At 63.8% G+C, this 13,610-nt stretch carries 13 protein-coding genes; 12 read left to right on the top strand and 1 reads right to left on the bottom strand.

Features of this window, described 5'->3' with window-relative positions; genetic code table 11:
* Positions 1-55 precede the first annotated feature (55 nt).
* From B8784_RS19490 to rnhA, 10 genes are all read left to right on the top strand, one after another.
* Positions 56-280, top strand: coding sequence for a hypothetical protein (locus tag B8784_RS19490; protein WP_084399766.1), 225 nt, complete (start codon positions 56-58; stop codon positions 278-280).
* A 105-nt stretch (positions 281-385) separates the two neighbouring features.
* Positions 386-1,207 carry a type I methionyl aminopeptidase gene (map, locus tag B8784_RS19485; RefSeq protein ID WP_084399765.1) on the top strand — a complete coding sequence of 274 codons (822 nt, stop codon included), beginning with the start codon at positions 386-388 and terminating at the stop codon, positions 1,205-1,207.
* Positions 1,208-1,287: 80 nt separating this feature from the next.
* Complete coding sequence (gene radC / locus B8784_RS19480) at positions 1,288-2,022, top strand: RadC family protein (RefSeq protein WP_084399764.1); 735 nt, start codon at positions 1,288-1,290, stop codon at positions 2,020-2,022.
* A gap of 146 nt (positions 2,023-2,168) precedes the next feature.
* Positions 2,169-4,088, top strand: coding sequence for a DEAD/DEAH box helicase (locus B8784_RS19475; protein WP_084399801.1), 1,920 nt, complete (start codon positions 2,169-2,171; stop codon positions 4,086-4,088).
* A gap of 144 nt (positions 4,089-4,232) precedes the next feature.
* Positions 4,233-5,225 (top strand): glutathione S-transferase family protein, encoded by a 993-nt coding sequence (locus B8784_RS19470; protein ID WP_084399763.1) that lies wholly within the window; start codon positions 4,233-4,235, stop codon positions 5,223-5,225.
* A 267-nt stretch (positions 5,226-5,492) separates the two neighbouring features.
* Positions 5,493-7,004 carry a spinster family MFS transporter gene (locus tag B8784_RS19465; protein WP_084399762.1) on the top strand — a complete coding sequence of 504 codons (1,512 nt, stop codon included), beginning with the start codon at positions 5,493-5,495 and terminating at the stop codon, positions 7,002-7,004.
* A gap of 42 nt (positions 7,005-7,046) precedes the next feature.
* Entirely contained in the window at positions 7,047-8,531 is a 1,485-nt protein-coding gene (locus B8784_RS19460) for a spinster family MFS transporter (RefSeq protein ID WP_084399761.1), read from the top strand.
* A 9-nt stretch (positions 8,532-8,540) separates the two neighbouring features.
* Complete coding sequence (locus tag B8784_RS19455) at positions 8,541-9,506, top strand: homoserine kinase (protein WP_084399760.1); 966 nt, start codon at positions 8,541-8,543, stop codon at positions 9,504-9,506.
* Positions 9,507-9,597: 91 nt separating this feature from the next.
* A complete protein-coding gene (locus B8784_RS19450; protein ID WP_084399758.1) occupies positions 9,598-10,179 on the top strand; it encodes a hypothetical protein in 582 nt (193 codons plus the stop codon).
* Positions 10,180-10,223: 44 nt separating this feature from the next.
* Positions 10,224-10,664: a ribonuclease HI gene (gene rnhA / locus B8784_RS19445; protein WP_084399800.1), complete on the top strand. Its 441-nt coding sequence runs from the start codon at positions 10,224-10,226 to the stop codon at positions 10,662-10,664.
* A gap of 36 nt (positions 10,665-10,700) precedes the next feature.
* Here the strand turns inward: rnhA and B8784_RS19440 are convergent, their stop codons facing one another.
* Entirely contained in the window at positions 10,701-11,699 is a 999-nt protein-coding gene (locus tag B8784_RS19440) for an NAD(P)H-dependent flavin oxidoreductase (RefSeq protein WP_084399799.1), read from the bottom strand.
* Positions 11,700-11,838: 139 nt separating this feature from the next.
* Here B8784_RS19440 and B8784_RS19435 point away from each other — a divergent pair, with 139 nt between their 5' ends.
* Entirely contained in the window at positions 11,839-12,567 is a 729-nt protein-coding gene (locus B8784_RS19435) for an alpha/beta fold hydrolase (protein ID WP_169712634.1), read from the top strand.
* A 95-nt stretch (positions 12,568-12,662) separates the two neighbouring features.
* On the top strand, positions 12,663-13,610 hold a 948-nt coding region (locus tag B8784_RS19430), incomplete at its 3' end, for an acyl-CoA dehydrogenase family protein (RefSeq protein WP_084399797.1).

The following is a 13,610-nucleotide window of genomic DNA, read 5'->3' as shown; positions in this document are numbered from 1 at the left end:
CGGAACGCGGTCATCGTCCAGGCATTGATTCGAGACACAGCAATGGAGACAGACCATGCCCCTCGAAATCCTTTATGCCATCGGCGCGCTGGCGCTTCTGGCCATTCTCATCTGGGCTGTCGCCGTCCCGCAATTGAAATCGCCCAAGGCGCGTGCCCTGCGCGAAGAAGCCACGCGCGAGGAGTTCAAGGATCCGGAGCGTTACGCCCAGAAGGATCAGGACAAGCTTGCCGCCGAGGCCAAGCAGGCCGAGGAATCGACCCGCACGCTGCAATCCTGACAGGGCGAGACACAGCGCGAAGAGTGGAAGTTTGCCCCAAAGACTGCCATATTCGCCGGGCGGGCCGAGCGAACGGCCCTGCAGGACGAATCGAGACGAGACGTGATGACTGAAGCAGACCTGATCATGCCCATGCGGACTGGCGAAATCCGGATCCATGACGAAGAAGGCTTTGAGGGCATGCGCAAGGCCGGCCGCTTGGTGGCCGAATGCCTCGACATGCTCGTGCCGGAGGTCAAACCCGGTGTCACGACGACCCATCTCGATGATCTGATCCGGGAATTCGTCTTCGATCACGGCGCCCAGTCGGCGACGATCGGCTATCGCGGCTATCGTCACGCCTCATGCATTTCGCTCAACCATGTCATCTGTCACGGCATTCCGGGCGACCGCCCGCTCAAGGAAGGCGATATCGCCAATATCGACGTGACGCTGATCCTCGATGGCTGGCATGGCGACCACTCACGCATGTATGCCGCCGGCAAGCCGAAGCGGAAGGCCGAACGGCTGATGGACGTGACCTATGAGGCCATGATGGCCGGCATTTCCGCGGTCAAACCCGGCAACCGGTTCGGAGACATCGGGGCCGCCATCTCCGCCATCGCCGCGAAGAACCGGCTTTCGGTCGTGGAGGATTTCTGCGGCCACGGTCTTGGACAGCTTTTCCACGATGAGCCGAATGTGGTCCATTCCGCGCGCGCCGGCACAGGCCCGGAACTGCAGCCCGGCATGTTCTTCACCATCGAGCCGATGCTGAACCTTGGCCGCAAGGATGCGGCCATCCTGCCGGATGGCTGGACAGCCGTGACCCGGGACCGCCAGCTCTCGGCCCAGTTCGAGCATTCCGTCGGCGTGACCGAGGATGGGGTGGAGATCTTCACCACCTCGCCCAAGGGCTGGCACACCCCTCACTCCGTCCAGCTTTAATCGCGTTTCGCTATGGCCCTTGACCACGGCGCAGATTGAGAACATAAAAAGAACGCTCATGCTGATGGCTGGGAGTGTTCATGAGATCCTTCGAAGAAGCCCCCTTGCTCGGCCTCAATCCGTCGAGGCCCGTCTCGAAACCCAAACCGCACTGGCAGGGCCATCGTGACCGGCTGCGCACCAAGCTGGTCGAGCGCGGCTCGAACGCTCTGGAAGACTATGAGCTGCTTGAGACCCTGCTGTTTGCCTTTATCCCGCGCCGGGACGTGAAACCGATCGCCAAGGCCCTGTTGGCGCGTTTCGGGTCGCTGAGCGGCGTGCTGGCCGCCCGCCCAGCAGACCTCACCAAGGTCGCCGGCGTCGGCGAGACGGTCGCGGCCTATCTCAAGGCCACCGCCGAAATCGGAGCCCGCGCCACGCGTGAAACGCTGAAGGCGCGTCCCGTTATCTCAAGCTGGACGGCCCTGACCGACTATGTCCGCCGCGAGTTGCAGCATGAAGGCCGCGAGCAGTTCCGGGTCCTCTTCCTCGACCGCAAGAACCAGCTGATCGAAGACGAGATCATGGGCCATGGCACGGTCGATCATGCCCCGGTCTATCCGCGCGAGATCGCCCGGCGGGCGCTGGAACTGCAGGCTTCGAGCCTGATCCTCGTGCACAATCACCCGTCCGGCGACCCGACACCGTCGCGTCCCGACATCGACATGACACGCGAGATCATGGACGCCCTCGATGCCCTCGACATCACGGTGCACGACCATCTGATCGCGGCGCGCTCCGGGGTATTGAGTTTCCGGGCCCAAGGTCTGATCTGAAAAATCATCCGCCCAACGTCATGGCGGTCATAGCCAAGCGCGCGAAAGGCCATTAAGTCGGCGGCTTCGACAGGGTTTCGGGCCGTTGGCCCGGGCAGACTGTCAGGCCGTCTGAAGTGAGCGGCCGAATGATCCGGAAGCCAATCATGACCGACCACCCCGCTGTTGCGCCCGCCCTGGGCCAGGCCCTCGCCACGCGTGGCTATGACAGCCTCACCCCCGTCCAGGCCGCTGTGCTCGACCCCGCCCTTGGCGAGCAGGACCTGCTCGTCTCCGCACAGACCGGGTCAGGCAAGACGGTGGCTTTCGGCCTTGCCATGGCGTCTTCCCTGCTTGGCGGCGCCGAACGCCTCGATCATGCCGAAAACCCGATGGCGCTTGTCGTTGCCCCGACGCGTGAACTGGCCATGCAGGTCCACCGCGAACTCGACTGGCTTTATGCCCAGGCTAGCGCTTCGGTTGTCTCCTGTGTCGGCGGTATGGATCCGCGCGACGAGCGCCGGGCGCTGCAGCGCGGCGCCCATATCGTCGTCGGTACGCCGGGACGGCTCGTTGACCACATCAATCGCGGCGGCCTCGTCCTCGACGAGATCAGGGTCGTCGTGATGGACGAAGCCGACGAAATGCTCGATCTCGGCTTCCGGGAAGAACTCGAAACCATCCTCGCGGCGGCCCCCGAAGAGCGCCGCACTCTGCTCTTCTCGGCCACGGTTTCGAAACCGATTGCGCGCCTGGCCGGAAATTTCCAGCGTGATGCTGTCCGGGTGAATACCATCGCCGATGCCGGCCAGCACGGGGATATCGAATACCGCGCCCACATCGTCGCGCCCGCCGACACCGAGAATGCGCTCATCAATGTGCTGCGCTTTCATGAGGCGAAGAATGCACTCGTCTTCTGCAAGACACGGGCAAATGTGAACCACCTTCTGGCGCGCTTCCACAATCGCGGCATGAACGTCGTGGCGCTGTCCGGCGAACTCAGCCAGACGGAACGCACCCATGCCCTGCAGGCGCTGCGGGACGGGCGCGCCAATGTCTGCGTCGCGACCGATGTCGCGGCCCGCGGCCTCGACCTGCCCGACCTCGATCTCGTCATTCATGCCGACCTGCCAACCAATCAGGAAAGCCTGCTTCACCGCAGTGGCCGCACAGGCCGGGCGGGCCGCAAGGGTATCAGCGTCCTGATCGTTCCCTTCAAGGCGCGCCGCCGTATCGAACGGCTTCTGGGCGACGCGAAGGTCGAAGCAAGCTGGACCGATGCGCCTGGGGCCGAGGACATCCAGCGCCGTGATGATGAGCGCCTTCTCAATCATCCCTCCCTCTCCGAGCCGGTCAGTACGGCCGACAGCGAGATGGCAAAAGCGCTGATTGATATTCACGGCGCCGAACAGGTGGCGGCCGCCTTTGTCGCTCTCAACCGAGCCAAGCGGTCAGCGCCTGAAGAGCTGATGCCCGTACCTGAAGATCGCGGAACGTCTGGCCGCCGGGATGGCCGGAAACCACGTGCCCCCCGGCCGTCGAGAGACACCCATAGCCCACGCGACGATTTCGAGAATGGCGTCTGGATCAATTTGTCTGTCGGGCGCAAGTCCGGCGCCGAGCCGCGCTGGCTGCTGCCCATGCTGTGCAAGTCAGGCGGACTCGACCGGACCCAGATCGGGGCGATCCGCATCGAAGAGGCCCACAGTCGCGTCGAGCTGAAACCCGACAGTGTAGAACCTTTCTTCGCCACGATCGGCGCGGAAGGCCGCCTCGAAAAGTCGATCACGGCGTGGCGCGAGGGCGACGAGCCACCAGGGCGGTCGGCCTATTCCGGCAAGAAAGGCGCGTCGGCCTCTCGCTCCGACAAGCCGAAGAAAAAGAAAAAAACCAAGACTCACCGGGTCGAATGGTCGCCAGAAGACAAACCACGCAAACCCCGGCCGACGCCGCCCTCCGAACTTGAAAACCGGCCTCGGGAAACACCGAAACAGTCAAAGCCGAAGCGTCACAAGCACGATCATCGTGCTGGCTCGACCGGAGACAGCCCGCCAAAACGGCCGAAAGCGAAACGCCCGAAATCCTGACCGCCCCTCGGCAGCTCTCGCGGGCCGTCTTTTTCATTGTCCTATGCCCGGTGTGAATAGGCGTTATCCGGGCAACAGACTGGAACGGTGGGCGCGGCCCCCTAGTTGCTCTGTCAGACATTCAGACAGGAGCAACGAGACACGATGGGCCTTCTTAATAACGGCATCTGGCAGGACAAGTGGTACGATACGGAATCGAGCGGCGGGAAGTTCGTGCGCTCGGAAAGCCAGTTCCGCAACTGGATCACGCCCGACGGATCGCCCGGCCCAACCGGTGAAGGCGGCTTCAAGGCCGAGCCCGGGCGCTATCACCTCTATGTCTCCTATGCCTGCCCCTGGGCCCACCGGGCACTGATCTTCCGCAAGCTCAAGGGGCTGGAGGACATGATCGATGTGTCCGTGACGCACTGGTTCATGGGCGAGAATGGCTGGACCTTCCAGCCCGATGCCGATGGCATCGTCGGCGACAAGCTGTTCGGCTCAAAATACATGTACGAAGTCTACCTGAAGGCCGATCCCCACTATACCGGCCGGGTCACGGTCCCAACACTGTGGGACAAGGAAAAGCAGACCATCGTCTCCAACGAATCGGCCGACCTCATCCGCATGTTCAATTCGGCCTTCGACGAGGCGGGCGCCACCGCCGGCGACTATTACCCTGCCGCCCGTCACGAGGCCATCGACGAGATCAATGCGCGCGTCTACGACACGGTCAATAACGGCGTCTACAAGGCCGGGTTCGCGACATCACAGAAGGCGTATGAAGAGGCCGTCTATCCGCTTTTCGATTCGCTGGACTGGCTGGATGACAAACTCTCACGCTCCCGCTTCCTGCTGGGCGATGTCCCGACCGAGGCCGACTGGCGTCTCTGGACGACGCTCTACCGTTTCGACCTCGTCTATCATGGCCACTTCAAATGCAATATCCGCCGCCTGGCCGACTATGAGCATCTCTGGCCATATGCCCGCGACCTCTATCAGTGGCCCGGCATCCGCGAGACGGTGAATGCCTACCATGCCCAGCATCACTATTATGAGAGCCACGACATGGTGAACCCGACCCGGATCGTTCCCGCCGGCCCCTCCATTGACTGGGATGCGCCGCACGGGCGCGAAGGCATGAGCGCTAGCATCTGACGACCGGACGTCGCGGAAGCGCTGGACACCCTCATAGAGAGCCGTCACAGTTTCCTCCAAACGGTGCGAAAAAGACACCCGGTGCCCCTCCCATACAGGCTGGTGACCCTTGGCGTCGCGGCCTTATGACGGGTGCATACGAATGCTGACAGCCGCTGCAAAAGCGACACGCCCGATGACGTCACGGCGGGGGTTGCATCCCGAACAGTGATAGTCAACAACACTCATATAGCGTCCGATACGAGACGCCCGGAGGAGACAATCAGGATGAGCGAGACGGCCGCTGCGGCACAGCAGGGACATCTGACCGGTTTCGGTACCAAGGGATACCGGAGCTTCGTTCTTATCTCCCTGATGCTGGTCTACACGCTGAACTTCATCGACCGGACGCTGATTACGGTCGTCGCCCAGCCGATCATCAACACCTTCGAACTCAGCGACACCCAGTGGGGCCTTCTGGCCGGCCCGCCCTTCGCCATCTTCTATGCCCTCATGGGCATCCCCATCGCCATGTGGGCCGACCGGGCGAACCGTGTCGTCATCATTTCGCTCTGTATCGTTATCTGGTCGGTCATGACCGCGCTCTGCGGGGTCGCCACCGCCTTCCTCTGGCTGCTCATCTTCCGCGTCGGCGTCGCGGTCGGGGAAGCCGGCTGCACACCGCCCGCCAATTCGATCATCACCGATTACTTCCCGCCGAAAAGCCGAGCCGGCGCGCTCGGCATCTACTCCATGGGGGTCACCATCGGCGGCGTGCTCGCCCAACTCTTCGGCGGCATGATTGCCGGCATGCAGGGCGCGGACTTCGGCAACTGGATCGCCTCAATCGGCCTGGGCGGGCTATTCTCCGGGGTCGACTGGACGCAGGTCCAGGGCTGGCGGCTCGCCTTCCTCATTGTCGGCCTGCCCGGCGTCCTTGTGGGCCTCATCATCCTGCTCACCATGAAAGAGCCCCCGCGCGGCTATTCCGATCCGCCATCGGCGCGCGAAGCCGAAACCACGGGCTTTTTCGAAGCCTTTCGCGAATTCGGAAAGAAGACCACCTTCTGGTGGCTGTCGCTCGGTGCAGCCCTGGTCGCCTTTGTCGGCTATGGCCTGATCAGCTTCCAGGCGCCCTTCCTGCAGCGGGTCCACGGGATTGGCGTGCGGGACGCCGCTGTGCTCTATGGCGCACCGTTGGCCGCGATCGCCGCTGGCGGGACATTCCTGGGCGGCTTCCTGTCGGAGAAACTGGAAGACCGGTTTCCGACTGTGGCGGCCTGGCTTCCGGGCGTCGGGCTCATTATCTCGGTGCCCGCCTATGTCGGGGCGTTCTTCGCGCCCACCCTGTCCATCGCCTTCGTGCTATGGGCCATCGCCGCCATCACCCATTACGCCTATCTCGGTGCGCAATACACAGTCGGCACAGCCATTGTCAGCCCGCAGTCCCGCGCGACCACGATTTCGGTCCTGCTGCTGATCGTCAGCCTTATCGGCAATGGCATCGGCCCGCTTTTCGTCGGAACGCTGAGCGACTTCTTCATGGGGCATGAAATCGCCAAGGCCGGGCTGAGCGAGCTTGCTGCCGGCTTCAACCCGCGTCTTTGCGGGACCGACCCGGCTGCCATAGGCGCGAACGGGCCCGAACTCTGCCAAGCCTATGCCGACGGCCTTCGCAATTCCATGGCCGCCACGGCCGTATTCCTCGTCGCGGCGGGCGCCTGCTATTTCATGGCAGCGCGCTATTTCAGCCGCGACCGCTACAATCCGCATACGCCCGCCGCGGGCATGCATGTCTGATTTCAATCAACCCGGCCAAGACTGGACGACAGGAGACGCCAAATGAGTGACGCCGCCACAGCCGCCGCAGATACCCGACCGGGCCATGAGACAGGGTTCGGCACGCCCGGCTACCGGGCCTTCGTGCTGAGTTCGCTTCTGCTGGTCTATATCTTCAACTTCATCGACCGCACGATCATCAACATCCTGACGGAGCCGATCAAGGCGAGCTTCGAGGTCGAGGACTGGCAGATGGGCCTCCTGGGCGGACCGGCCTTCGCCATCCTTTACACCTTTCTCGGCATTCCGATTGCGCGCTTCTCCGAGAAGTTCAGCCGGGTCTGGATCATCACCATCTCGATCGGCCTGTGGAGCCTGATGACGGCGCTCTGCGGCATTGCCGGCACCTTCGCCATCATGATGATTTTCCGCATCGGTGTCAGCATCGGCGAGGCCGGCTGTACGCCGCCGGCCAACTCGCTCATCGCAGATTACTACAAGCCTTCCAGCCGCTCGACAGCAGTCTCGATATACGCACTCGGCGTCCCACTGGGCGGGATGTTTGCGGCTGTCTTCGGGGGGTTCATTGCCGGCAATCTCGACGGGGCCGGCTTTGCCGCCATGCTTGAGAGCTGGGGCTGGACCTGGGCGGTGAACGCCCTCGACTGGCAGAATATCGAAGGCTGGCGCCTGGCCTTCATGCTGGTCGGCATTCCGGGCATCATGGTCGCGCTGCTGATCTGCCTGGCGGTAAAAGAGCCGCCGCGCGGCTATACCGATCCGCCGGAGCTGCAGAACCAGCCAAGCGCCTCCTTCGGCGAAGCCCTGCGCATCCTGGCGAAAAAGCCGACCTACTGGCATGTCGTAATCGGTGCCACCATTGCCTCCTTTGTCGGCTATGGCGTTGCACAGTTCACAACCTCCTTCCTGATCCGGACCCATGGCCTGAGCATTCAGGACGCCTCCCTTCTCTTCGGGGTGATTGTCGGCCTGATGGCGGCTATCGGCGTCTTCTCCTCGGGCTGGCTGGCCGACCGGATGTCGGCCCGTCACCCGAATGCCTTGTCCTGGCTGCCGGCCCTGGGGATGGGGGTTTCCGTTCCGCTCTATGCCCTGGGCTTCCTCGCGCCGACCGTGGCCCTGGCCCTGCCGCCGCTCATGATCGCGGCGCTGCTGCACTATTTCTATCTCGGCCCGATGTATGCGATCGCCGGCGGGGTGGTCGACAGCCGCATGCGGGCGACCTCCGTGGCCATCACGCTGTTCGTGGTGAACCTGCTCGGCTACGGGCTCGGCCCCCTGGTTATCGGCATTCTGTCGACCTTCCTGAAGTCGATCTTCCTGGCTGGCACCGGGCTCGGCCTGACGCTGGAAGCCTGCAAGGCGGAAGGCCTGGGCGAAGCCGCGCTGGCGGCCTGCACGAGTGCGGATGCACGCGGCCTGCAATGGTCGATCATCCTCTTCTGCTGCCTCTATGGCTGGGCTGCGATCCATTATCTGCTCGCCGGGCGGACTCTGCAGCGTGACATGATCGGCTACGCCTCCTAATAGGGCGGCATGGCCGTTTACACATCCGTCAGCGACGAAGCGCTTGCGGCGTTCCTGGGCGATTATGACCTGGGGCGCCCGCTCGCCTTCAAGGGCATTGCCGAGGGCGTCGAGAACTCGAACTATTACCTCGAGACCGAACAGGGCCGGTTCATCCTGACCCTGTTCGAACGGCGGGCCGATCCCAAGGACCTGCCCTATTTCATGGCGGTCAAACAGCACCTTGCCAGCAAGGGCTTTCCCTGTCCGGCCCCCGTCGCGGCGCGCGATGGCGAGGTCCTGAGACAGCTGGAAGGCCGCCCGGCCGTGATCGTCACCTTCCTCGACGGGCTCTCGCCGAACCGGCCGACGCCCGCCCAGTGCCGTTCCATGGGTGAAGCCCTGGCGCGCATGCACGCCGCCCTCGATGACTTCACCCAAATTCGCGAGAATGCGCTCGGCCCCGCCAGCTGGCCGAAGCTGTGGCATGGGCGCGAACAGACGGCAGAAGAGCTGCAAGCCGGCCTCGCAGAGCTGATCACAAGCGATCTCGAGGCGGTCGCGGAAGCCCGGGACAAGAGCCTCGCTCTGCCCCGTGGGACGATCCATGCCGACCTCTTCCCCGACAATACCTTCTTCATCGGCGACGACTTCACCGGCGCCATCGACTTCTATTTCGCCTGCACCGACGCGCTCGCCTATGACATCGCCGTGTGTCTCAATTCGTGGGCCTTCGAAGGCGGCACGGAATACAACTACTCCAAAGGCACGGCCCTGATCGGCGGTTATGAGTCCGTCCGCCCGCTGCAACCTGCCGAACGTGCCGCTCTGCCGGTTCTCTGCCGGGGCGCGGCCCTGCGCTTCTTCCTGACGCGCCTGGTCGACTGGACAGACACCCCGGATGAGGCGCTGGTCAAGCCGAAGAACCCGCTCGACTATGCCGCCCGGCTCGCCTTCCACCGCAAGGCCGGCTCGGCCACGGAGTATGGTGCCTGAGTCTCGCCCCGGCCTGACCTTGCTGATGCCCGAATGACAGGCTTGCCTGAGCCGGCGCGCATGGCATGCTGCAACGGGTGGAGGGACGATCATGCCGGAATTCGGAGCAAATGGCGCCGTCACAGGTGGCCTGCGGGAGCCGCCCCGAGATTATGCGGGGTATGAGAAACCGAAGATCCGCCGGGTGATCCTCGCCTGCTTTCTCTGCGGGATCGCGGCCTCGATCTCTGTCGCCCTGGTCGCCGGGCTGGGCGCATTCGCCTTCAGCACCGTGATGGCCGTTCTGGATATGCAGCCACCGCAGTTCGAACAGGCCAGCGGACTTATGGCCGGCATGCTCGTGGCTGTCATGATGGCGGCGTTCAACTGGTATCTCTTCTTTATCGTGCTGCCGGTCACCTGGCTCGTGCTCGGCCTGTCGCTCGGCCGCTTTCCGCATCGTGGCATTGCACGGGCTGCACCTTACTATCGCTGGGGCGTGATCTGGGGCGCCGTGCTCGTCGGCGGGACCACCGGAACCGTCGGCTTCATGATGCAGCCCAGCGCAGGCGCCGGTGCCCTGGTGACCGGCCTCCTCATCGGTGCAACGGCAGGCCTTGTCTGTGCCGGGCTGTTCCGGCTCATCGTACGGCCAGCAAAGCAGATTGCACAGGTTCAGGCAGACGTCTTCTAGGCCATAGCTTGACGACGCCGACGAACCGGGCGAGCCAGTTTCTCATGTCAAATCTGATCGAGATCTGGACCGATGGTGCCTGCAGCGGCAATCCCGGCCCCGGCGGCTGGGGCGCGGTGATGCGCGCCGGCGACCACTGCAAGGAACTGCATGGCGGCGAAGCCGAAACCACGAACAACCGCATGGAGCTGATGGCCGCCATCGAGGCGCTCTCGGCCCTCAAGAAGCCGTCAAAAGTGCGCCTTCATACCGATTCCATGTATGTGAAGGACGGGCTGACCAAGTGGATCCATGGCTGGAAACGCAATGGCTGGAAAACCGCCGCGAAAAAGCCGGTCAAGAACAAGGATCTCTGGCAGGCGCTTGATGCAGCCTGTCACCGCCACGAGATCGAATGGAAATGGGTCAAGGGCCATGACGGCGACGAAGGCAATGAGCGCGCCGACGAGCTGGCCCGGCTCGGCGCCGTCGAAGCCCGCATGTAGACATTGCGGGCTCCGCAGCGGCGCCTTGCCTTCAGCCTACTCGGCCGCCACGGCCTCTTTCGTGCCCAGGAAACCGCGCAGCCGGTTCTCAATGATGTCATGGGCTTCGGCCATGATCCGGTCGATCAGCTCCTGGCAGGTCGGGATGTCATGGATCAGCCCGGCGACCATGCCGCAGGACCATGCGCCCGCATCCATCTCGCCCTTCTCCATGACGCGCGGATAGACCCCGGCGACTTCCTCGATGATGTCCTCGAACTTGATGTCCTTGCCGAGGCGCTTTTCCTTCTCGAGCAGTTTCTCGACCGCCGAGTTGTTCAGCACGCGCTCGGTATTGCGCAGCGGGCGCATGACCAGGCGGGTGTCCAGCTCGGAGGCCTGGACCAGTGCCTGCTTCACATTCTCGTGGACCGGCGCTTCCTTGGTGGCGATGAAGCGGGTGCCCATATTCATGCCGTCGGCGCCCATGGCGAGTGAGGCGACGAGCGAGCGCCCATCGGCCTGACCGCCGGAGGAGACGAAGGGGATTTCGAGCTCGTCGGCCGCGCGCGGCAGGAGGATCATGTTCGGCACATCGTCCTCGCCCGGATGGCCGCCGCACTCGAACCCGTCGACGCTCACCGCATCACAGCCAATCGCCTGTGCCTTCAGCGCGTGGCGCACGGAGGTGCATTTGTGGATCACCTTGATACCGGCATCCTTCAGGTGCGGCAGAACCTCCTGCGGATTGTTGCCCGCCGTCTCGACGGCCGTCACGCCGCCCTCGATCACGGCTTTTACGATTCCCGGATAGTCCGGCGGATTGAGCGACGGCAGGAAGGTGATGTTCACACCGAACGGCTTGTCCGTCATTTCCCGGCAGCGTGCGATCTCATTGGCGAGATCCTCCGGCGTCTTCTGCGTCAGCGCGGTGATGATGCCGAGGCCGCCCGCATTCGACACGGCGGCCGCCATTTCGGCAAACCCGACATAATGCATGCCGCCCTGAATGATCGGGTGCTCGATGCCGAACATCTCGGTGATCGCTGTCTTCATGAAGCTGTCCTCCAGTCGATTTTCTTCAAAATGCCAACAGATGAAGGCCAAGAGCAAGCATTCCGGTAGGGAAGGCAAGACGGGATTTGTCGCGTCCGGAAGAAAGGGATATCCTCAACGCCGACAAGGGGAGGCAGCAATGCGGATACTGGTCCATGGCGTGCCTGACACACCGGCGATGTGGGGGCCGCTGAAAGCCACCCTCGGTGACCTGGCCGCCCCGGTGCTCACGCCTGCCCTTCCCGGCTTCTCGACGGACATTCCGGACGGCTTTTCCTGCACAAAAGACGCGTATGCCGACTGGCTTGTCGGCTATATCGAAACGCATCGCCCGGAGAACGGCCAGGTCGATCTGGTCGGCCATGACTGGGGCGCGCTTCTGGTCATCCGCGCCGCCTGGCTGCGCCCGGACCTGATCCGCTCATGGGCGGTCGCCAATGCCCTGCCGGACCCTGACTATAAATGGCACCAAACCGCCCGTATCTGGCAGACGCCCCTTCTGGGCGAGCTTTTCATGGCCCTGACCAGCCAGACGCGCATGGCCACGGCGCTGGCCGAGGCCGGCATGCCCGAGGCGCTCGCGCGCGAGGAGGCCACGCATTGGACGCCGGACATGCGCAAGGCCATTCTGAGGCTCTACCGCTCAGCCCGCCATGTCTCGCGGGAATGGACACAGGATCTCGACCGCCTGCCGGATCGTGGGCTTGTCTTCTGGGGCGATGACGACCCGTTCGTGCCGGTCGAGACTGCCGAGCGCTTCTGCCGCACGACCGGCGCACCACTGCACCGCAATGCCAATACCGGTCATTGGTCCGTTGTCGAACGCGCCGACGCCTTTGCCCGCCTGCTGCGGGATCTCTGGGCCTGAGCCCCTGACCTCCTTCCAGGGCTGACGCGCGGGCACGGCTTGAAGCGGGCGTGGCCTGCGCCATCATGACAGGCAAGAACCGCAGGGAGGTCACCATGCAATTGTCTTTCAGCCCCGCCGAAGAGGCCTTTCGCGAAGAGGTGCGCGACTTCCTGGCCGACAAGCTGACCCCCGAGCTGAAACGCTATGCGGCCCGCATGACCAGCGTCTATGCCGAGAAGGAGGTCGCGCTGGCATGGCAGGCGATCCTCGTGGAGCAGGGCTGGGCGGCGCCGTCCTGGCCGGTCGAGCATGGCGGCTGCGACTGGAGTGTCGCCCAGCACTACATCTTCGATGTCGAGATGGCGAAAGCCGGCGCCCCGCCGCTCTCGCCCATGGGCATCGGCATGTGCGGCCCGGCCCTGATCGGGCATGGCTCGGACGAGCAGAAGGCGCATTACCTGCCACGTATCCTGTCGGGCGAAGACTTCTGGTGCCAGGGCTATTCCGAGCCGCATGCCGGCTCCGACCTCGCGGCCCTCACCATGTCGGCCGAAGACGATGGCGACGCCTTCATCTGCAATGGCTCGAAGATCTGGACGACGCACGCGCATGAAGCGAACATGATGTTCTGCCTGGTGCGCACCGACGCCTCCGGCAAGCCGCAACAGGGCATCACCTTCATCCTCATCGACATGACCGCGCCCGGCGTCACCGTCGATCCGATCATCATGCTGTCGGGCGAGCACATCCAGAATGCTGTCTTCTTCGACGATGTGCGCGTGCCGAAATCGAATGTCATCGGCGAGGTCGACAAGGGCTGGACGGTCGCGAAATACCTGCTCGAGTTCGAGCGCGGCGGCTCGTCCTATGGCCCGCGCCTGCTGCAGAGGCTGGCCGCCCTGCGGGGCACGGCCCGCGATCTGGGCGCCCTGGAGCCTGGTATCGAGGCCCGGCTGACCTCTGCCGAGATGCGCGCCAGCGCGCTCGAGGCCGCCGAGCTGATGATGATGTCGGAGCTGTCGAATGGCGGCACGCCGGGGCTGAAGGCCTCGATGATGAAG

This window comes from Henriciella aquimarina (assembly GCF_002088975.1).
GTDB classification, from domain to species: Bacteria; Pseudomonadota; Alphaproteobacteria; order Caulobacterales; family Hyphomonadaceae; genus Henriciella; species Henriciella aquimarina.
The sequence above is the reverse complement of the archived record's forward strand: the minus strand, read 5'-3'. Positions and strand labels throughout refer to the sequence as shown.

Bases quoted from the DNA above. Each gene is read 5' to 3' on its own strand.
- rnhA (WP_084399800.1), top strand. From the start codon at position 10,224: ATGTCAAATCTGATCGAGATCTGGACCGATGGTGCCTGCAGCGGCAAT.
- B8784_RS19460 (WP_084399761.1), top strand. From the start codon at position 7,047: ATGAGTGACGCCGCCACAGCCGCCGCAGATACCCGACCGGGCCATGAG.
- radC (WP_084399764.1), top strand. From the start codon at position 1,288: ATGAGATCCTTCGAAGAAGCCCCCTTGCTCGGCCTCAATCCGTCGAGG.
- B8784_RS19465 (WP_084399762.1), top strand. From the start codon at position 5,493: ATGAGCGAGACGGCCGCTGCGGCACAGCAGGGACATCTGACCGGTTTC.
- B8784_RS19475 (WP_084399801.1), top strand. From the start codon at position 2,169: ATGACCGACCACCCCGCTGTTGCGCCCGCCCTGGGCCAGGCCCTCGCC.
- B8784_RS19490 (WP_084399766.1), top strand. From the start codon at position 56: ATGCCCCTCGAAATCCTTTATGCCATCGGCGCGCTGGCGCTTCTGGCC.
- B8784_RS19470 (WP_084399763.1), top strand. From the start codon at position 4,233: ATGGGCCTTCTTAATAACGGCATCTGGCAGGACAAGTGGTACGATACG.
- B8784_RS19455 (WP_084399760.1), top strand. From the start codon at position 8,541: ATGGCCGTTTACACATCCGTCAGCGACGAAGCGCTTGCGGCGTTCCTG.
- map (WP_084399765.1), top strand. From the start codon at position 386: ATGACTGAAGCAGACCTGATCATGCCCATGCGGACTGGCGAAATCCGG.
- B8784_RS19450 (WP_084399758.1), top strand. From the start codon at position 9,598: ATGCCGGAATTCGGAGCAAATGGCGCCGTCACAGGTGGCCTGCGGGAG.
- B8784_RS19440 (WP_084399799.1), bottom strand. From the start codon at position 11,699: ATGAAGACAGCGATCACCGAGATGTTCGGCATCGAGCACCCGATCATT.
- B8784_RS19435 (WP_169712634.1), top strand. From the start codon at position 11,839: ATGCGGATACTGGTCCATGGCGTGCCTGACACACCGGCGATGTGGGGG.